This is a genomic window from Fibrivirga algicola, from assembly GCF_011742925.1.
GTDB classification, from domain to species: domain Bacteria; phylum Bacteroidota; class Bacteroidia; order Cytophagales; family Spirosomataceae; genus Fibrella; species Fibrella algicola.
On sequence record NZ_WAEL01000004.1, the window covers coordinates 249758 to 269388 of the forward strand.

Below are 19631 nucleotides of genomic sequence, written 5' to 3' on the forward strand. Positions count from 1 at the left end.
TTATTAATTTGATTATCAACTGCATACAAGACAACTTTCAAGCCATTTGTCAAACCTGACGTTTAAAAAATTTAATCGATTTTAAACCTTAAGACCGATTTGGCCCTGCGCGTTTGTTAGGTCTTAATTATCAACGTATTACATTATTTTCATAGATTTATATACCACCTTACCTACTGGTTTCTAGTGACTTATATTTTCATCAGGCACCAAAATTGATAATATGGTCATACGTCATAGTTCGTAGTCACTGGCGTCCTCTCGCTACATGACAGCACTGTTCAGGATCATACTCATTTGTGTGGTAGCTCTATACGTACCTGTCTCGGTACAGGCACAGGAGCTAACCGTTTCTTTCTGGCGCGATACGTTACGTGTAGCGGTAGGATCAACCTTTATCAATCGGCTGACGATTACGAACAACAGTTCCCGGACGGCCAACTTCCAAATACTGGTGCAGACGCCCAAGTCAGTTCACTGGGTCTCATCTACCCCTCAGCGGCTGTCGATCCCGGCGGGCAAGCACGAACTCCTCCTGATGAAGGGCATCGTCTATGAACAGCCCAATTCCGTTTCGTTGAAAACCGTTGTACACATTAGCGACACAACCGGAAAACTGCTCACATCAGGATTATTTAAGCTGAACGTCGTTAGTACCCGACACAAACCAGTTCTCTCCCTTTACGTACCCGACGAGTCGATCATTCTTTATAGTGCTACCGAGCCGGCACGCCCTACGTTACGTTTGGTTCATAACGAGTTGCGCCGGCAACGCTATACGATAGACGTTCAGTCGATACCGGCTGCCATTGATCGACGTGCGTTTCCGGCGTCCATTGCGCTCAGGTCAATGCAGGATACAACGATGCGACTGCTGGTAATGCCGCTCCGATACTGGTCTGTCCATAAACCCTATCAACTCTCCGTAACCGTGCGGGACTCAACCGGGTCGATTGTCGGCAATGTCATGTATAAGGTAGTGGTAGCCACCGCCTCAAAGCAGTTTGAAAGGCAAGATATGGGCAGTGGCGAAGGGTATGGCGCAAGTGCAGCCCTAACGAAGTTGAGCAACAACCAGTGGGCACGCGAAGCACGTGTCTGGGGAACCGACTCCGTTGGTGCAGCCCGCCTCTCTTTTCAACTGAATTACCTCGATTATGCGTCCTCAAACTTCAAGCAACTACAAAGTTCGTTCATCTCTTTGCGCACGAACCGGACGCTGCTCCACGTGGGTACGTTGCACGACTACCATGAGTTACCGCTACTGGGCCGTGGTGCGAAATTCAGTTTAACCAGACCTGGTCACCAATGGACTTTCTGGGGTGTCAACGTAAACCCAAACTGGTTGTACTCAGGCGAAAATGCCTGGACGGGCAACATAGCTTCAGTGCGCTACGACCAGGAACTTACCAGGCTACCGGGCGCTGCCCTGTCGGTAAGCAGCAGCTATTTTACCATGCCGGGTGTTAGTCGCGCCGGTTACCTCAATTACGCCTCGTTTCGCTACCGAAAGTCAGATCGGGCCAATCTAAATCTGCTGCTCGGCCAAAGTACAGAATATGCCCAGCAAGGCCCTGCCGCGGCACGTACCCAGGGGTGGGCCGGGCAGTTCGACTACGACTATGAGCGACCTACCTTTGCGTGGTACCTGCATTCGTATGTTAGTTCACCCGTGTACGCCGGTCTCCATCGAGGTGCCAATCTGATCACCAGTCAGGCTAGCTGGCTGCTTGAAAACAAACTGTCGCTACTCGTCAGGCTCAATCACGTGTATTATAACCAAGTCAGGTACGTTTCACCGACAACCTACTATCGATACGTTTTTGGCAATTCAGTTGCCGAGTTGAACGTGACGAAATTGGCGGGGCCACTCCTGCTGAATCTTCGACCCTACTGGCAACAGCAAACTGATTCCTCCAATCCATTTAGTCAGCAAGCCAACTCGTATCGGGTTGCGCCGTCTGTTACCTATCAGCAAACCAATAAGCAGTTTATGCTGGGCTACGATGTTGGGCTATTCAGCTACCAGACAGTGGTGGCTACCCAACCGGGCCTACTCAGCCATCGGATTATCTCATCGGCCAGTCTGGGACACTTTTCCCTATGGGGGTACTGGCAACAGGGGCCTTACTTCCTGAATGACCTACGAACCGAGCGACCTGGGCAGATCAGGACAGCCTCCGTTACCCCTATGGTTAATTTCTCCGTTCCCGAACAGCGCCTGACCGGCTCTGCAGGCCTGAATTACCTCTATGATGCCCACGATGCCCAGCACCTGCAATCTCGATTTATTGCCGTTGGTCGGGTTCAGTTTGATGCGACCCCCACCTTATGGGTACGACTTGAAGGCAACGGCACCCCTTATGCTCAGGAGAATCAATTTGCCTACACCCAATACCGCATGGAGGTAGTGAAGCGATTCGATCAGCTGAAGTTCAAGGGAAATAATCGACTACAACTCCACTTTTATGGCGATTCGAACGGCAACGGCCGGCTTGATCCGGGAGAGCGGTGGCTGGACGGACTGCTGGTTCGGATAAATGACAATACACTGATAACCAACGAAAAAGGCACAATTACCTACAAGCAGGTTCCTGCAGGTACGTATACTGTTTCAGCCCTGAGCACTGGACAACCGGGCGACCCGGTTTTATATCAGGAAGATTTAGTAGTGGGGCGTTCGATAAATAAGCTGGTGCCCATTCGCAAAACGTTTCGGGTGAGTGGGCGTATTCAGTGTCAGTTACACACGTATGACCAAAAGCCGTGTGAGTTTGACCGTTTTGTCATCGAGGTTCGCCGGGGTGATGAGAAATTGATTACCACTTCGCCACTGCCCGACGGCACCTTCTCGGTACATCTTTCGCCCGGACCCTACACCATTCTGGTGCACGACTACGCTCGTCAGGTGCAGGCAACGCTTAAGACAACCGCAATTATCCTTAGTCAAACCGGTGAACACCCCCCGCTCGACTGGACTGTCGACGGCTCTACCCGATCGGTAGATGTGAAACGATTCGGCAAGAAGTAGGTACGTTATCTAATTTATTGCCATTGGCTGGTCACCCACCCTGACACAGACAATTGATCGTCTGTTCCACAGATAAGCACTTCATTTAATCGGATTTGAAAGAGGGTTGGCGGTTCTTTTTAGTTAAGCCATCGAACCCGTTATCATCCCGATTAACTCAATGGATAGCATTAACAGAGAGCAACCCGAACAAAATCACCTGGATCTGGTAGGAACCGAGGCCGGAGAAAAGATCAAAGAACTGGTCGACAAAACCAACACGTGCTATTTCTGCACCACTATTACCACCGGACAACCGCTGACAACCAGACCAATGTCGGTGCAAAAAGTAGACAATAGAGGCCGTTTCTGGTTTCTGAGTGCCAATGACAGCCACAAGAACGCAGCTATTCAGACCGACAATCGAGTTCAACTCCTGTTTCAAGGATCTGACTACTCTGATTTTCTTAGCATTTATGGCGAGGCAAGTATTTCGACCGATAAGGCGCTCATCAAGGAGTTGTGGGAGCCTATTCTGAAAACGTGGTTTACCGAAGGGGTAGATGATCCGCGGATAACGGTGATTGAAGTAGTGACTAAAGAAGGCTACTACTGGGACAATAAGCATGGCAATGCCATTGCGTTGGTAAAGATGGCGGCTGGTGCCATTTTAGGCAAAACCCTCGACGATTCTATCGAAGGAACGCTGACGATCTAATCTCAGACCAGTCTATTGATGATCAACTGGTTATACCAGCTGACAAATAAAGGAAGGAGGTGTTTTCTGGTGCCGGCTCTACGGTCAGGTCAGAAAGTGCCTCCTTCCTGCGTTTAGTCGATAGATTGGGCAGATCAGCAAGAAAATCACCGACAGTCAACTGAACGACTGGATCAACCGCCGACACCTGATACCTTTGGGTCAAACGGCATGGCCCGTAGACGCTGGTAGCGTACGCCAGCGTTTCGAAAAATCGTTGTTATGAAAAAATTAGCGTTTCCGCTTCTTATCAGCATGCTGCTGGTGCGACCTTGTCTGGCTCAGACGCAAACAGGCCAGGCTACCACCAAACCCACGTATACCAATCCGCTACCCGTAGCGCTGGGGGATCCGTATGTTTTACACACCAAGGGTACCTATTATATGTATGGTACCGGGGGCGGGGCAAACAAGGGATTTGTAACCTACTCGTCTCCGGACATGGTGAACTGGAAGGCTGAAGGCCAGGTCTACTTTCACGATAATAAAAATGGCTGGAGCGATCCAAAAGCGAATTGGGGCGGCGCCTACTGGGCGCCTGAAGTTTACGAAGTGAAGGGCAAATACTATTTATTCTACAGTGCCCAATGGAACGTGAACCCGACCAAAGAGGCTGAGAATTTCCGGATTGGCGTAGCGGTTGCCGATAAACCGACCGGCCCGTTTATCGATCTGGCCAAGAAGCCCATTTTTGATCCCGGTTACCCAATCATTGATGCCAACGTGTTTGCTGACTCAAATGGCAAATGGTACTTATACTTTTCGCGTTGCTGCTACAAACATCCCGTCGACAGCGAAGTAGCAGACCTGGCTCGTAAAAAAGGCTGGTTTACCGAGATCGAAGAAAGCTGGGTGTATGGCATTGAGCTTAAACCAGATTTTTCCGGCGTGATTGGTCAGCCGGTGTTGGTGTTACGCCCCCCTGTGAAGCTAAGCGACAAGCAGGCCGAATGGGAGAGCCGGTCGGTGACTGCCCGCGAAGTAAACCGACGGTGGACGGAAGGGTCTGTCACGTTCAAAAAAGACAAGACCTACTACATCATGTACTCAGCCAACCATTTCGGGGGGCAACACTATGCCATCGGGTATGCCACCGCCAAGTCGCCGTTGGGCCCCTTCACAAAGGCCGCCAACAATCCAATTCTCCAGCGTAATAGTGATCAGGGAGGGTCGGTGACCGGCACGGGGCACAACAGCATTGCCTATTCGCCCGACGGGAAAGATATGTTCTGCGTCTATCATGGTCGGACAGACAAAACGGGGGATGAACGAGTCGTCTTTATCGACCGTATGCAGGTGAGTAACGGGCAAATTACTGTTCAGGGCCCCACTACTACGCCCCAACAGCGTCCTTCAGGCACGACAAAACAGCCCGCTAAATAGCACTCAGACGCTTTATTGACCAATCTGATTGGTACTGCCAATTACGTCATGTTCTACCAAGCGCATGAGTAGGCAGTACCAATCAGCTCGTTTTGCACAGGAAAAAAAATACCCCTGATCTTCTGTACTTCAGAAAATCAGGGGTTATCAATGTACCGGGTGCCGGACTCGAACCGGCATGTCCTTGCGAACAATGGTGTTTGAGACCATCGCGTCTACCGGTTCCGCCAACCCGGCAGGTTTGACTCAGTAGTGTTCAGTTGAACATGGGGCAAAAGTAGTGTTTCCGGTTCCTAAAAGCAACATCTGGGTGTGAATTCGCTGGTATCGACTGCGAAAAAATGCCTAACAGACTTACCATCAGGCCGTATCTTGTCGCCATGACGAAACTATACAGTGACCTGGCTTATCTCTACGACGCCCTCTACCAGACCTTTATCGATTATGATGCTGAGTTCAGTCTTTATCAGTCCTGCTTTAGCCCGTACCAGGCAACGTCAATTCTGGAGATAGGCTGCGGTAGTGGTCATCTGGCCAGTCGTTTTATAACGGCAGGGTATCGCTATACCGGAGTTGACGTTAGCCCGCAGATGCTTGCGTTGGCCCGGCAACGCTGCCCTGCCGCACAGTTCGAACAGGCCGATATGCGAACTCTGCAACTCAATCAGCAATTCGATGCGGTCCTGATCACCGCCCGCAGCCTCAGCTATATTCTGACCAATGCCGATGTACTGGGTACGTTCAGGCAACTGGCGGCTCACCTTGCCCAATCAGGTACGTTGCACTTTGATTTCATCGACGCCACAACGTTTATACCGGCATTGGATGCAGCCGCCATAGTTGAACACCGTGCTGCCGTCGCTACGGAAACGTACCTGAGAAGAAGCCGATACCAATCCAATCTGGGGACAGGCTTCACCTGGGACTGGCACTCTGAGTTCTTCATCGACCAACCAGACGGGCAGTTGCAGCCGATTGCTACCGACGATGCCACCTTACGGTCTTTTTTGCCCGCAGAAATCCGTTTGTTGCTCCAACTGGCTGGCCTGACAGTACTGGCTGAGCGGCAGCAACCAACCTATGCCTTCGATACCTGGGTTGTGTCAGCCGGGAAGGCATAAAAAATCCCCGTCAGTTACTGACGGGGATTTTTTTAGTAGCTCGTTCTGTCTCAGCGGATTACCGATTAGAACTTGATATTCAGGTTTGCGTTGAACATGGTACCCAACTGGCTGAACTGTGAGCCATTGTAGCCAAGGATATCATACCGGCCGCTGAAACCCAGGAAGCCCCGCAGCAGTGACTTGTCGGCCGGGTTGGCGATGGCTTTCTGCCCTTCGGCGTTCAGAGCGACCAGATCCCATTTGGGCAACACGTTGAGCAGGTTGTTCACGTTTACAGTGGCCGATATTTTGCTCGTGAACGCGTAGCCCACACTCAGATCGGTCACTACCGCCGGGGTGAAAGTTGCTTTGATATTTTCCATCGCAGACCCGCCGTTGTCTAGGTCCTGGAACGACGTTGAGCCAAAGAGCGTGTTGTACAGATTGACGTTCAATTTGCCCAGCGTGTATTCAACACCCAGGATCGACTTGTACTTTGGGCGGCTCTCGGTCAGCAGTGATTTGATCTGCGTATTCAGAATGCTTGACCCGGCGGCCTTGATCGCTGGTGGGTCAGCGGGCGTACCCACGATCTCGTTATTCAACACAAAGTTACCGGCCAGACTGAAGCCCAACTTTCCGCTTCCAAGCACCAGGTTGCGATAGGCCACTACGTAATCGAGGCCCGATGTATTGGTTTCGATACCGTTGATAAAGAATTGAACGGTCCGCACTCCCGCCTGACTTAAAATACCGCCCAGCGTACTGGTGGGGTCCGACGATGAGATGGACGAACTATACACGATCCGGTCCGATACGTCGATGCTGTAATAGTCGAGCGTAACGCTGAAATTACGGCTTGGATTAATAGCGACACCCGCCGTGTAGTTCATTGACTTCTCAGGTTTCAGCGGTGGAATACCCAGTAACCGGGCCTGTGAACTGCGGTTGTTAAAGAGGCCCGACAGCTGAATGGTACCACCCACAAAAGCAGCCTGTACCGACTGGGCGTAAATCTGGTGCAGGGTAGGTGCCCGGAAACCGGTTGATGCCGAAGCGCGCAGAATGATTTTGTCGTCGGCCAGTTTATAGCGTGAGGATAGCTTCCAGACGTTAGCATTTCCGAAATCGCTGTAGTTCTCGGTCCGGAAGGTACCGTTCAGCAAGAAATCTTTCGTCACATCATAGCTCAGGTCGACGTACGCACCGATGTTGAATCGCTGGTTCGACCCTGCGTTGAGTTGGTTGATACCGGGAAACGAGTTTGCCCCTTCGCCTTCATAAGAAGCATCATCACCGGCCAGAATGGTGTATTTCTCCGAACGGGCTTCCATACCAAGCGCCAGGCCCAGCTTGTCAGTCACTTGTTTCGATACGTCGATGTTGCCTACCAGATGCCCAAATTCATAGCCACCGGGCTTGAAACGGGTTGGACTGGCTTTACCAAGGGAACGGTTAACGGTGTTTTCAACCGTGTACGTCTGGTCGTTATACCCGGTCGTCAGACTGACATCATGTCTCCAGCCATTGTTTTCACCCTTCACACCAACTGTGGCGTTGTAGTCGAGCAGGTTTCCTTCAAACGTTGGCTGGTAACCAACATACCCTCTGTACAGGGCAACATTATCTTCTGTTGGGAAGGCTAGCGTGGCCTGGGTCAGGTAGTTTTTGCCACCGTTGTCTGTCACACTGTGGAGCAGCCCACGGTCCTGACGCCAGTAGGCGGGCCGGTAGTTGGCAAAGCTAGCTACACGCTTCACCACCATTGCTGCGTTGGCGTATAATTGACTTGTTCCGCCCAGTGATAAGCCTGTATTGATCAGGAACCGGCCCGCCGATGTTTCACCAGTACCATTCACGTTATTGGCCGTCGGAAAATCTTTCAGGTACGTGGTGATCAGCGCATCCTGTGCGGGGCTGCCGCCGAATGTGGCAATCTCGGTGGGTACGTCGACGATACCCGACCGGATGGCGTTATTCTGCTGCTGCAGTTCGACGGTGTAGTTTACGAATCCTTTCCCATTTAGGTTACTGCCCCCATTCAAGCTAACGTTGTACATTCCCCCATCGCCCTTTGAGGTGATGCCGGTATTTACATTCAGGCTGGTGTAATCGAATTTGTCTTTCAGAATGATGTTCATGACACCGGCAATTGCATCTGAACCATACTGTGCCGAGGCGCCGTCACGCAGAATTTCGACCCGCTTGATGGCCTGCTGAGGAATGGCCGAAATATCGACCCCTGTTTCACCGCGACCAGGCGAAAACTGTACGTAGAGCAGTGAACTCAGATTTTTGCGCTTTCCGTTGATCAGGATCAACGTCCGGCTCGGACCCATGTTGCGCAGCTCCCAGGGATCAAGCAGCGTGGTGGCGTCATTGACCGGGGTATTTACCGTGTTGAACGAGGGCACCCGGTACTGCAGCGATTTGTCAAATGTAGGCTGGCCCGTAGTTCGCAAATCCGCCGCCGACAGGATGTCGACAGGCAGGGGTGAATCGACGACTGACCGTTGTGATGCCCGGCTACCGACTACCACTACTTCTGACAACACCGCAGCGGATGTCTCCAATTGCACATCGAGCACCACGTCGCTTCCTGACACGGTAACGTCCTTTGTCAGTGCACCAAAACCGATGAATGAATAATTGATTTTGTAAGCTCCGTCGGCAACTTTGAGCGAATAATTACCCGTTGCATCGGTCGAAACACCGTTGCTTGTACCTGCGATAACGACGGTTACGCCAACCAGGGGCTCATTTTTGTCGTCTTTAACGGTGCCTTTGATCGTCCGCTGAGCAAATGCACCGGCTGAAGCCAAAATTAAGAGAAGTACGGTGTTCAGTAGAAAACTACTGACTTTGTAGCATTTCAACATAGATTATTTGGGTAAATGGTGAAACTGGAAAACAGTTAACTTTCCCTAAATAAGTCTACGAAACTTGATAAACCTATGCTTGTGCCGATAAAATCAGCTTAATAATAATTAAGTACAATTAACTATAAATTTAATACAACATGCGTGATGACTACTGGTAGTCACCCTATAGCCCGTGTATTAACTATACATATTTGATCGATTTGTGGGTTATTCATACCGTAACGCATCGATTGGGTCTAGTTTAGAGGCACGGACAGCGGGGTAGATACCAGAGAAAAGGCCAACGGCAATGCACACCACCAGGCCCATACCCATCCAGAGCCAGGGCACAACAAACTTGCCACTGCCGCTGCTGACACCCATCGCAATGAGGTTGCCAATGGCCAGGCTCATCAGAATGCCTCCCAGTCCACCGAGGATGCAGATAACAATGGCCTCGATCAGAAATTGTTGCCGAATCAACGTTGGGGTTGCTCCCAGCGATTTCCGGATACCTATCTCGCGGGTACGTTCCGTAACCGAAACGAGCATGATATTCATCAATGCAATGGCTGCCCCAAGCAGCGTAATAGCCCCGATACCGAAACCGCCCCAACGCAGATAGCCCGTTGTTTCTTCAATATCTTTGACAAGCGCATCAGCCTTTTCAACGTCGAATGAATCGGGTTGCCCCAGCCTATCCTGCCGGATCTGCCGCATCAGGCCAATTGCCTCACCAACGGCCATATCCTGATCACCGATCTCGGTAACGGAAGCGGTAATATCAAACGTAAGCTGACGCTGCCCTGCCAACTGACGGGCATTTTCGAGGGGAATCAGCATGACTCGATCATCCCCCCCACCGGTTAGCGAGCCTTTCTTTTCCAGCACACCTACAATTCGAAACTGCCCGCCCGACACCCGAACCACCTGATTGATGGGGTTGATTTTCCCCTTGAACAACGTACCTGCCAATTCACTGCCAATAAGCGCCACATTCAGCGAGTTGACCAGGTCATTGGCGTTGATAGCTCTTCCCGTAGACACTTTATAATTTTTCACCGTCAGATAGGCATCGTCGATTCCGACGACCTGGACGTTTGGGTTGGTCTTGGTAGAGCCGTATTTCACCTGACCCGCGCCATTAACGACAGATGATAGTGCAATAGTGGCCCCGTATTTGTAGCGACGACGGAAGGTGATGGCATCGTGGTAATCGATCGGTTCGTCTTTCTGAATGACCCGACCGCCAAAGCGACGTACCTCCTGACGGGCAACCACGCTGAACGTATTAGCGCCCAGGCCTTCGAAACTGCTGTTCAACGACACCTGAATACCATCGATCGCCGTGAGGGTACCCACCAGCGAAGTGATGCCGATGGCAATGATGAGTGCAGTCAGAATGGTGCGGAGGCGATTGCTCAGAATAGAACGGATGCCTTCCCGGATATTTTCTAAGATGTTCATAAGCTAAAGGGCAAAAATGAGGTATACGACACAATGCTGGTGGTTGAGGAGACTTTATCCGCTTCAGGTACGTTAGCTACTCAGCCATGGTATATTGTGCCGTATCGGCAGACCGATAATACAGAGTTCATCGTACATTCGATACACATTTTCTTCGTTACAAAGCTACAACCTGACGCACTCGACATACAGCCAATGAAACGCCTGCTGCTACCGCTTATCCTATTTCTACTGACCCTTCCGGGTGTGATCACGTCGGCTCTGGCATCGAAGATTCTGGTGCCAATGGACGACGCTCAGAAAAACCACCTGAAGGCCTACGGAATTGCATATTGGGTGCTTAAAACCCACGAAACTGAAATCGACTGGTTGCTCAACTACCGGGGCGGCGCGTTCCTGCTTCCGCAGTCGCCTGCCTTCACCAACGAGATGCTGGTTCGGGGCGTCACCTATGAAGTGATTTCAGACGCCGACGCAGCGAACATTCTGGCTGAGATTGCTTCACCAAATGCCAATATGGACGCGGTGAAGTTGCAGAAGGCCCCTAAAGTGGCCGTGTATTCACCCAAGACCAAACAACCCTGGGATGATGCCGTAACGATGGTCATGGCCTATGCCGAAATCCCTTACGATGTCGTTTTCGACGAAGAAGTATTGAACGGCAAATTACCCGAATACGACTGGCTGCATTTACACCACGAAGACTTTACCGGCCAGTTTGGTAAGTTTTTCCATATGAAAGACCAGCCCTGGTACATTGCTCAGCGCCGCGAGGCCGAGCAGATCAGCCAGAAATTTGGTTATAGTAAGGTGCCGCAGATGAAGCTGGCCGTCGTAAAAAAAATCCGTGATTTCGCGCTGGGTGGCGGCTATATGTTTGCCATGTGCAACGCAACCGATACCTACGACATCGCGCTGGCAGCTCAGAATACCGATATCGTGGATTCTTTTTACGACGGCGACCCGTATGATCCGCAATGCAACCGGAAGCTGGATTTCAGCCAGACCATGGCGTTCAAGGACTTTCAGGTGTACACCAACCCGTACATGATCGAGTTTTCGAACATCGACAACCAGCCGGAAGAAAGGGGACTGGCCGAGCATAATGATTATTTCACGCTCTTTCAGTTCTCAGCCAAATGGAATCCGATTCCAACGATGCTGACCCAGAATCACCAGGGAACGATCAAGGGCTTTATGGGACAAACCACGGCGTTTAAAAAGGCGTACCTGAAACCACAGGTCGATGTGCTGGCCGAGAACCGTGCCGCCGGCGAAGCCCGCTACATTCACGCGCCCTATGGCAAAGGGTTCTTTACGTTCTACGGCGGGCACGATCCGGAAGACTACCGCCACGAAATTGGCGAGGAACCAACCGATCTGAACCTGCATCCCAATTCGGCTGGCTACCGCCTGATTCTAAATAATATCCTCTTCCCGGCGGCGAAAAAGAAGAAACAGAAAACATAGGGCGGACTCGGTTTATCCGGCTTTTCAGGAAAATAATAAGCCTCGGTGCCTGGCACTGACATCTGTGTAGAGGTTCATCTGCTACATTAGCAGACTCACTGCCAGCCTGCTAATGTATACTGAAGTCCAGCAAAACAAAACCCGATGGGTTCTTCTGGTTTTAAGCGTAGCTGCGCTTACGATCTTTTTCAGTTATCTGTATAACCGATTTGCGCCAGTAGACCCCAATCCTTCTTTTACAATCGTCCTGTACCTGTCGGCCGGACTGATTTACTTGCTGGGCGTTAGTTTTATGCTTTTTCAACGACTCGAGACCAGACTTGACAAGGAGGGTGTGCATTTCAAGGCACCACTTAGCTGGGCGAAGTGGCAACACATTGGCTGGCATGAAATTGACCGTATTTTCGTTCGTGAATACGCCTTGTTCGGCGAGTACCCAAAAGGCATGATGGGGTTACGACAGGGCCCGGGTGGGTTTGCATACGCGCCACAATACGGCCTTTTTGGGCTTCAGATAGAGAAGAAAACTGGGGGTAGCATTCTGCTGGGTACGCAGCGCCCTGACGAACTCAAGGCCTTTTTGTTGAACCGGTCGATAGCAAATCCCGTTTCTCCGGCATGAGTGACACCAACAACAAATTCAAATTCTGGCTGAAGCGAATGGGCTGGGCTGGGTTCTTTTTCTTCCTGATAAAAGGACTACTCTGGTTGCTGATCCCCTACCTGATTGCGAAAGGGTTTTGGTCAAACTAGCGGTATCGGCACAGGTACGTCGATACCCGATTCAGCTTTGTTCGGCGGTTAGTTCGGCAATTATACCGGTTCAGGGTCAAGCACCTACCGCTCATTGAATTTTACTGGAAACAACTTCCGCTTTTTTGCATCTTTAGGGCATTGCTTTCAACGCTCCCTAACGTATGCAATCAGCTCTGCCTTCCTCCTACTCTGTTTCCCGGCCAATCGCTACTGACTGGCGACTGGGCCTGCCCACCTACGCCTACGCCGTTGTTTTTGCCTCGTTCTGTATCATCATGGGTCTCCTTTGGGACATCATGTGGCACATGAGCATCGGCCGCGACGGGTTGTTCTCAGCTCCGCACGTTGTTATGTATGTGGGTGCGCTCGTGTCCGGGCTATTCTCAGGTTACCAGATACTGTCACTGACCCTCCGCAAAAATCACCCCGAGCGGGCCCGGTCTGTTAGGTTCTGGGGCATCTTCTACGGGTCGCTGGGGGCCATGTATTGCGTATGGGGGGCATTAGCCATGCTTACCTCGGCCCCGTTCGATGATTGGTGGCACAACACCTACGGCCTCGATGTCCAGATTCTGACGCCGCCGCACACGATCTTGCTGGTTGGCATGATGATGGTTCAGTTCGGGGCGATCGTAGCCGTGTTGTCGCTGCAGAACCAGTCGGCAAGCCAATCGACCCCGCAACAGGCATCCCGTATTCGGTTACTTTTTGTGTTGTCAAGTGCGTTCATCCTGAGCGTTTTGTTTGTGCTCCTGTCCGAGAGCATGGGGCGCTACGAGTCGCATAACTCATCCTATTATGTAACGGGGGCCATCGCCTTCCCCTTTTTATTACTGGCTATTGGCCGGGCCGCGTCGGGCGATGCCTCGTTCAGGTACCCGATTACAGCCGTCACGGCGGTGTATATGCTGGCGATTGCCATACCAAGCTGGGTATTGCCCCTTTTTCCTGCTGTACCGAAACTCGGCCCCGTAGCCAACCCGATCACCCATTACCAGGCCTTTATTTTTCCGCTCGTGCTGGTAATTCCCGGCTACGCACTCGATCGGCTCATGAACCGATTTGCCGCCGGTCGCACTGACAAACCCCTCAACGACTGGTTGCTGGCGGCCTTAACGGGTACGGTGTTCATGCTGGTCTTACTGGCTGTTCAGTGGCCGTTTGGCGGGTTTCTGCACGAATCGCCGTATGCCCGTAACTGGTTCTTCATGAGCGACTCCTGGACCTACGATAGCGACCCAAACTGGGAATACCGGTTTAAATTCAGTCCTCGGCTGCTGCAATCACCTGCCCAGTTTGCACTCGGGTTTGGGAAAGCAATCCTGATTGCCATTGTATCTGCCCGCGTTGGCCTGCTCTGGGGCGGCTGGATGCGTCGTGTTGTTCGCTAACTGATTCCAAACTTCCCAACATGAAACTCCGCCTCGTCTTTTTTACCTTCCTTCTCCTTGCTCACTCCTTCATTGCCTCGGCTCATATCGGCAGCGCGGGGGTCATTGTGCAAAAGCAAGTGGGCAAGTATCAACTGCTGGTTAGTGTTCAGCCGCCCGACGTAGTTCCCGGAACGGCTCAGGTTACCGTTTTCGTGGAGAAAGGCAACCCGGCCAGCATTCAGGGCCGACCCGTTTATTTTTTTGAAGGTGATGAAGGCGCGCCCGAAGCCGATCCGCTAACGGCTGTTGGCACTAACCGGTTCGAGGGTGCCATCTGGTTGATGGAATCAGGCTCCACGAGTATTCAGCTCACCCTGAACGGTCCGGATGGGAACGTAGACGTGGTGATACCGGTGTTGGCTACCTCGACCGCCACCCGCGAAATGCCCGCTGGCACGGGCGCTGGCCTAGCCGTGATGGGGCTGTTGCTGCTGGTGATGATGATTACCATTATCGGGGCTAGTAATGCCGATGGCGTTCTTGCTCCCGGCGCTCCCGTTCATAAATCGTTTCAGCGGCGCCGGCTCATTGGTATGGCTGTAGGGGGCGTCGTTCTCCTGCTGGTCATGACCGGCGGCCGAATGTGGTGGAACAGTTGGGCTGATCAGTACCGCACTTACCAGCTCTATAAAGCACCACCTCTGATTAGTAACGCCAGGCCAGAAAACGGGCAGGTGTTGCTGTCGATGCGACCAGATACTACCGGCTTTGCCAATAACTGGCGCCGCCGTCGTGACTTCAACCTACTGGTACCCGATCATGGCAAGTTGATGCACACATTTCTGGTGAGGCTACCGGACCTGGATGCGTTTGCACACCTTCACCCCACCCGCCGCGACTCGCTGGACTTTGAAGCCCGGTTACCTAACCTGCCGGGTGGCCGCTACCTGCTGTATACAGATGTGGTGTACCGGTCGGGCTACGCCGAAACCCTGACCGACACCGTCGATATTCCCTCGCTAAAAGTTTCGGCCGCTCAGGCCAGCCTTCGCGTACTGGATGCCGACGACAGTTATCTGCTGACCGAACCTATGGGTGGCAAACCAGCGCAGTCAGGACCGTTAACGCTGGATCGTGACATGGCCGCCTGCGGAAAACCGGGTGCCAGCACAAAACTGGCTGATGGGTCGACCATGATCTGGACCGATAAACCCTCGCCAGTACTCGACGCCGGGCAACTGTACACGTTGAAATTTGCGGTAGCCGACCCGAAAGGGAAAGCCACGAAGCTGGAGCCTTACTTGGGCATGAGCGGTCACGCGGCTATCCTGCGTTCCGATGGGTCTGTTTACATCCACCTACACCCGGTAGGTACGTACTCGATGGCCTCAGAAACCATGCTGGTCGATCGGATTGCCGATACGTCGCGGACGGTGCCCCGGCTAAATGGTGCCCGCTTCCGCGATAGCATCGATACGTACCTGAGTTCGCTAAAGACGAAGCCAATCTCCGAACAGTACGCGGCCCTGGCACCGGAAATGACCGGTATGAACCACACGCAAACGACCAACAACATGGTCACGTTTCCGTACGCGTTTCCCAAAGCTGGTAATTACCGCATCTGGGTGCAGGTGAAACGCAACGGTAAGGTCCTCACCGGTGCCTTCGATACGGAGGTGAAATAAGTATGGGTTTGTGGTTTGAGGTTTGTCGTTTGAAGTTGCGCTGCTTCTTAGCAAGTATGGTGCTGAAGCAGCGCAACTTCAAACGACAAACCTCAAACCAAACACTTCCTCCTTACAATGATAGGATGGCGAACTCGACACGGCGATTTACTTTTCTGTCTTCGTCGGTTCCTTTGGTCGTAATTGGCCGGGTATCACCAAAGCCAATTGTCTCGATCCGGTCAACATCGATCCGTTTCCTGACGAGGTAACTCTGACAGGACAACACCCGATCGCGCGATAGCTGGAGGTTAGCTGCTTTATCGCCTACAATGTCGGTATGTCCTTCCAGCCGGATTCGCAACTGCGGATTGTCCTGCATCATGGTTACCAGCCTGTCCAGTTCAGCGTACGAAGCAGGCAGCAGTTCCGACTTCGACATGGCGAAATAGATGTTCTGTAGCGTAATCTTTGCCCCAACGGTGAGTGGTTTCAGCACAATGTTCCGCGTGATCTTCTGATTGCTGGCCGCCTTTGTTAAGTCGAGCACCCCACTGGCGGTCAGATACCCTTTTGCCGAAGCCACGTAGGTGTAAACCTGGCCCCGGTTCAAATACATCCGGTATAAGCCATCCGACGCAAAGCTTTGCACCGAATCGATCGGCGTAGATTTGTTCGACAACTGATAGTCGATGGTGGCCGTGACCGGTTTGTTAGTCAATGAATTACTAACGACACCGGAAATAAAAACAGGCTGAACAACAGACGTTTCGGTTGGCTTCGGCGTAGTTGGCAATGGCGTTTCGCCCGGAATCCGGTTTGGATTGCCGGGTGCTGGCGTTGGCTGCGTTTGTACGGGTGGTCCAACGGCATCCGCTGGATTCCGGACATACATGTTGTAGATGTTCCAGCAAACGATCTGGTCATAATCGTTACACTCGAACAGATCGAAGTTCTCCAGCCCTTTATCCAGCCGTTCGAAATAGACCGCAAACGAATACTGTTGACCCGATGTCGTACCCTGCTGCTCCGGGCGGACTGGGATATTCTCTGCCTTAACGAACTGAAATACACGAGCCCCGTTAGCGGCAACCAGCCTCGCCCGGGAATCGAACGAAATGAACGCGGTAGGTGTCACCTGGCCCGTCCGGTTATCTATCCTGCGCTGGCCGCGTTCGGTATAGGTCAGGTACAGAATGGTGTAATTAGGCGTAAGTCGAATATTGTTCACCTGAACGTTAGGCTCCGCCGGCCTTGGGCCACCACCCGGTGAAGTCCGACCGTAGGTATCATCGCCGGTGCCGTAGGTTCCTCCGCCGGTTGAGCCCCCACTCCCACCGCTACCTGTTTGAGGCAGCATATCAAGACAGCCCGACAAGGCTATCGGCAGGCATAGAAAGAGTAGTAAACGAGTAATCATGCTGGTCAGTGCGTTACGGTATGTTGGCGGGAAAGTACAACTTTTCCCAGCCAATCAAGAACCACAGCACAGAAAGGCTCATACCACGGACTTTAGCCCGTATTTCGTTTCGGCCATTCATTACGGGTACACACCTATTTCAGCTTCTGCTTTGTATCCGGAATTGGGAGAATGACTTCTGGCTGAACAGTCCACCCCGGTAGTTGCCGGGCCAGTTTGTCAGCATTCGGTTCATCGACCTCAACCAGCAGGGCGCGGCGGCTTTTGTCGAGCACTGTCGTTTGTTGCCCAATCAGGTCAAGTTCGTCGGACGTTGGGCCGTCCGGATTGCTCGTATGGAGGACATAGCGGGCCATGTTTTAGAGAAAAAACTGTCCCGTTCCTTCGAAAATAGGCCCAAATCCCATGCTCTTTACCTTGGTGTGCAGAAACGCAATCATGGCTTCAGCGCGGGCTGCTGTGCGCGGCATGGCCAGAATAGACGGCTGCGTGGCAAGGAGTCGGGCCGCCACACCGGTTGCCAGCGGACAGGCCATCGACGTGCCACTCAACGGCGCGTACCCGCCCGGAACAGTGGAAATGATGCCCACGCCTGGAGCGATAAAGTCGACTTCGGGACCAATGTTTGAGAAACCAGCCACAAAATTCTTCTTGTCGGTTCCGTAGGGAGCAACCGCATACGGCGCGTCGGTCGTGTTGGCGGGGAACGTCCCTTTCCGGCCTAATGCCCCTACCGCCAGCGACAGCGAAAAAGCTGCCGGGAAACTTACCGGCGAACGATCGTCGTTGCCCGTCGCCACAAAGCAGATAGTGCCGTGATCGCGCGCAAAGGTGATCGCGTCTTTGGTGGCGTCATCGGCCGGCCCACCGCCCAGGCTCATGTTAATGAGGTCACAGCCATCAGCAACCGCCTGTTCAATCGCCTTGATAATGGCAAAATTCGATGCTCCGTTGGCGTTCTTGCCGAACACCCGGTAGGCCCGCAGTTCAACGCCGGGCGCCGCCCCCCGAACGCCCGTAGGCGACGTACCCCGCGCAGCCACAATACCCGACACATGCGTGCCATGCTCGTCTACATCGCCATAATCCGTCGGGCTTTCACCTGTTACCGTGCAGGCTCCGCCCGAAATCTGCAAATCGGGATGTGGTCCGGCACCTGTATCAATAACGCCTACTTTAACGCCGTTCCCCGCAGTCAGGTCCGTTTTCGACGATGGGTAAAAAAACTGCTTCGAATCGATGTAGTCCAGTTTGAGCGGCTGTAGCTCAATCACCTGATCGGGGATAAGCGTCAGGTTCTTGCGCCATAGACTCCAGTAGCCCGTTTTGGGATAACCAAACAATTGGTCGATGCGCTGTCCACCGATGTTTTTGAACGCCACGATCCCCTGGGCATTCGACGTGGCCTGTTCTCCTTGCCGTTGCTCAAAATTGGTGAACGCGACCACTGTAACGCCCGCAACCGGTTTGCCGGTCTTGGCCTCGGCCAGCTTAATTCGTACGCCTACTCTTGGCTGTCCCTGCTGCACCCGAAAAGGCTCCAGAATGGTTTCGCGCTGCCATTGCCGGTAATAAAACACCTCAGGCACCAGCCGTACACCGGGCAGCTGGGCACGTACCTGCGCCAGTTCGTTGTCGGCAATTTGCACCAGCTTGATGCCCGTATTACCGATCGTATCGACCACAACGGCGCCGGTTGGCTGTTCGTGATCAAGCAATTGGCCCAGTTGTACATCAACACTAAGCTTGCTGAAGAGCGCTTCTGTAGTCGTATCGGGGCGGTTATCAGTCAACCGAATACCGGTCGACGGTAAGATCAGGTAATTACGCACGATTGGGCTGGCCATGCTGAGTTACTGTTTAACAACGGGTTGTCCGGCCTGTTTCCATCCGTTAAACCCTCCGTTGAGATGATGTATATGTTTGAAACCTAAGCTCTCCATAATAGCCACCGCTTTCCGGCTACGTGGCCCTGCCGCACAATGCACCACATACGTTTTTGATCGATCGAGTGCCGCTACCTGTGCAGCGAATGTAGTATCATATACATTTATATTCCTTGATTTGTTAATATGACCAGCCGCATATTCATCGGGCGTTCGCACATCAAGGATAATAGCCTGGGGGTGTGCCTGAATGAACGCCAGCGCCTGTTGGGCATCGAGATCCTTTTCGGTAGTATCTGCCACGGCGCCTGAGCGTGTAAACGGCGTGCCGTTGCACGGATTATCCGGGGTACAGATCCAGGCGAGCGTAACGAAGGCTGCAATAGCCAGGTGGCGTAGTGGGGTAGGCATGGTTCAGGAGCGCTGAGGGTACAGTTTGACCACCGCTCCGATTTATGGCTAATCGGCCAGTGCGGTGAAC

15 protein-coding genes and 1 tRNA gene are annotated in these 19631 nt (G+C 52.5%); 9 read left to right on the forward strand and 7 right to left on the reverse strand.

From position 1 onward, the window contains the following. Positions 1 to 268: 268 nt before the first annotated feature. From F7231_RS12460 to F7231_RS12470, 3 genes are all read left to right on the forward strand, one after another. Positions 269 to 3031 carry a hypothetical protein gene (locus F7231_RS12460; protein ID WP_166692132.1) on the forward strand — a complete coding sequence of 921 codons (2763 nt, stop codon included), beginning with the start codon at positions 269 to 271 and terminating at the stop codon, positions 3029 to 3031. Between the two features lie 160 nt (positions 3032 to 3191). Then, the gene (locus tag F7231_RS12465; RefSeq protein WP_085413629.1) at positions 3192 to 3728 is read left to right on the forward strand and encodes a pyridoxamine 5'-phosphate oxidase family protein; all 537 of its coding nucleotides are present in this window, start codon (positions 3192 to 3194) and stop codon (positions 3726 to 3728) included. A gap of 261 nt (positions 3729 to 3989) precedes the next feature. Further along, on the forward strand, positions 3990 to 5150 hold the full coding sequence (locus tag F7231_RS12470; RefSeq protein WP_166692133.1) for a glycoside hydrolase family 43 protein: 1161 nt from the start codon (positions 3990 to 3992) through the stop codon (positions 5148 to 5150). Positions 5151 to 5303: 153 nt separating this feature from the next. Here the strand turns inward: F7231_RS12470 and F7231_RS12475 are convergent. Then, a tRNA-Leu gene (locus F7231_RS12475) sits at positions 5304 to 5387 on the reverse strand. Between the two features lie 143 nt (positions 5388 to 5530). Between F7231_RS12475 and F7231_RS12480 the strand changes: the two genes are divergently transcribed. After that, positions 5531 to 6271 carry a class I SAM-dependent methyltransferase gene (locus F7231_RS12480; RefSeq protein ID WP_166692134.1) on the forward strand — a complete coding sequence of 247 codons (741 nt, stop codon included), beginning with the start codon at positions 5531 to 5533 and terminating at the stop codon, positions 6269 to 6271. A gap of 65 nt (positions 6272 to 6336) precedes the next feature. Here F7231_RS12480 and F7231_RS12485 read toward each other — a convergent pair whose 3' ends face one another. Next, positions 6337 to 9075 carry a TonB-dependent receptor gene (locus F7231_RS12485; protein WP_229369866.1) on the reverse strand — a complete coding sequence of 913 codons (2739 nt, stop codon included), beginning with the start codon at positions 9073 to 9075 and terminating at the stop codon, positions 6337 to 6339. Positions 9076 to 9342: 267 nt separating this feature from the next. Next, a complete protein-coding gene (locus F7231_RS12490) occupies positions 9343 to 10581 on the reverse strand; it encodes an ABC transporter permease (protein ID WP_166692136.1) in 1239 nt (412 codons plus the stop codon). Between the two features lie 195 nt (positions 10582 to 10776). Between F7231_RS12490 and F7231_RS12495 the strand changes: the two genes are divergently transcribed. From F7231_RS12495 to F7231_RS12510, 5 genes are all read left to right on the forward strand, one after another. After that, positions 10777 to 12051: an asparagine synthetase B gene (locus F7231_RS12495; RefSeq protein WP_085415182.1), complete on the forward strand. Its 1275-nt coding sequence runs from the start codon at positions 10777 to 10779 to the stop codon at positions 12049 to 12051. A gap of 112 nt (positions 12052 to 12163) precedes the next feature. After that, positions 12164 to 12673: a hypothetical protein gene (locus tag F7231_RS12500; protein WP_166692137.1), complete on the forward strand. Its 510-nt coding sequence runs from the start codon at positions 12164 to 12166 to the stop codon at positions 12671 to 12673. Then, positions 12670 to 12804, forward strand: a complete 135-nt coding sequence (locus F7231_RS27640) for a hypothetical protein (protein WP_257788927.1) — start codon at positions 12670 to 12672, stop codon at positions 12802 to 12804. Before F7231_RS12500 ends, F7231_RS27640 begins: the two co-directional genes overlap by 4 nt. Positions 12805 to 12968: 164 nt before the next feature. Continuing rightward, positions 12969 to 14198: a hypothetical protein gene (locus tag F7231_RS12505; protein ID WP_166692138.1), complete on the forward strand. Its 1230-nt coding sequence runs from the start codon at positions 12969 to 12971 to the stop codon at positions 14196 to 14198. A gap of 20 nt (positions 14199 to 14218) precedes the next feature. Then, positions 14219 to 15865, forward strand: a complete 1647-nt coding sequence (locus F7231_RS12510; protein WP_166692139.1) for a DUF8832 domain-containing protein — start codon at positions 14219 to 14221, stop codon at positions 15863 to 15865. A 112-nt stretch (positions 15866 to 15977) separates the two neighbouring features. Here F7231_RS12510 and F7231_RS12515 read toward each other — a convergent pair whose 3' ends face one another. The 4 genes from F7231_RS12515 to F7231_RS12530 form a co-directional block, all read right to left on the reverse strand. Further along, positions 15978 to 17264 (reverse strand): OmpA family protein, encoded by a 1287-nt coding sequence (locus tag F7231_RS12515; RefSeq protein WP_166692140.1) that lies wholly within the window; start codon positions 17262 to 17264, stop codon positions 15978 to 15980. Between the two features lie 134 nt (positions 17265 to 17398). Beyond that, on the reverse strand, positions 17399 to 17620 hold the full coding sequence (locus F7231_RS12520; RefSeq protein WP_166692141.1) for a hypothetical protein: 222 nt from the start codon (positions 17618 to 17620) through the stop codon (positions 17399 to 17401). Between the two features lie 3 nt (positions 17621 to 17623). After that, positions 17624 to 19111 (reverse strand): S8 family peptidase, encoded by a 1488-nt coding sequence (locus tag F7231_RS12525; RefSeq protein WP_166692142.1) that lies wholly within the window; start codon positions 19109 to 19111, stop codon positions 17624 to 17626. Between the two features lie 6 nt (positions 19112 to 19117). Further along, on the reverse strand, positions 19118 to 19561 hold the full coding sequence (locus F7231_RS12530) for a rhodanese-like domain-containing protein (RefSeq protein ID WP_166692143.1): 444 nt from the start codon (positions 19559 to 19561) through the stop codon (positions 19118 to 19120). Positions 19562 to 19631 lie beyond the last annotated feature (70 nt).

Coding starts and splice junctions, on each gene's coding strand:
- F7231_RS12515 (WP_166692140.1), bottom strand. CDS start 17,264: ATGATTACTCGTTTACTACTCTTTCTATGCCTGCCGATAGCCTTGTCG.
- F7231_RS12500 (WP_166692137.1), top strand. CDS start 12,164: ATGTATACTGAAGTCCAGCAAAACAAAACCCGATGGGTTCTTCTGGTT.
- F7231_RS12470 (WP_166692133.1), top strand. CDS start 3,990: ATGAAAAAATTAGCGTTTCCGCTTCTTATCAGCATGCTGCTGGTGCGA.
- F7231_RS12530 (WP_166692143.1), bottom strand. CDS start 19,561: ATGCCTACCCCACTACGCCACCTGGCTATTGCAGCCTTCGTTACGCTC.
- F7231_RS12480 (WP_166692134.1), top strand. CDS start 5,531: ATGACGAAACTATACAGTGACCTGGCTTATCTCTACGACGCCCTCTAC.
- F7231_RS12520 (WP_166692141.1), bottom strand. CDS start 17,620: ATGGCCCGCTATGTCCTCCATACGAGCAATCCGGACGGCCCAACGTCC.
- F7231_RS12490 (WP_166692136.1), bottom strand. CDS start 10,581: ATGAACATCTTAGAAAATATCCGGGAAGGCATCCGTTCTATTCTGAGC.
- F7231_RS12510 (WP_166692139.1), top strand. CDS start 14,219: ATGAAACTCCGCCTCGTCTTTTTTACCTTCCTTCTCCTTGCTCACTCC.
- F7231_RS12495 (WP_085415182.1), top strand. CDS start 10,777: ATGAAACGCCTGCTGCTACCGCTTATCCTATTTCTACTGACCCTTCCG.
- F7231_RS12460 (WP_166692132.1), top strand. CDS start 269: ATGACAGCACTGTTCAGGATCATACTCATTTGTGTGGTAGCTCTATAC.
- F7231_RS12505 (WP_166692138.1), top strand. CDS start 12,969: ATGCAATCAGCTCTGCCTTCCTCCTACTCTGTTTCCCGGCCAATCGCT.
- F7231_RS27640 (WP_257788927.1), top strand. CDS start 12,670: ATGAGTGACACCAACAACAAATTCAAATTCTGGCTGAAGCGAATGGGC.
- F7231_RS12465 (WP_085413629.1), top strand. CDS start 3,192: ATGGATAGCATTAACAGAGAGCAACCCGAACAAAATCACCTGGATCTG.
- F7231_RS12525 (WP_166692142.1), bottom strand. CDS start 19,111: ATGGCCAGCCCAATCGTGCGTAATTACCTGATCTTACCGTCGACCGGT.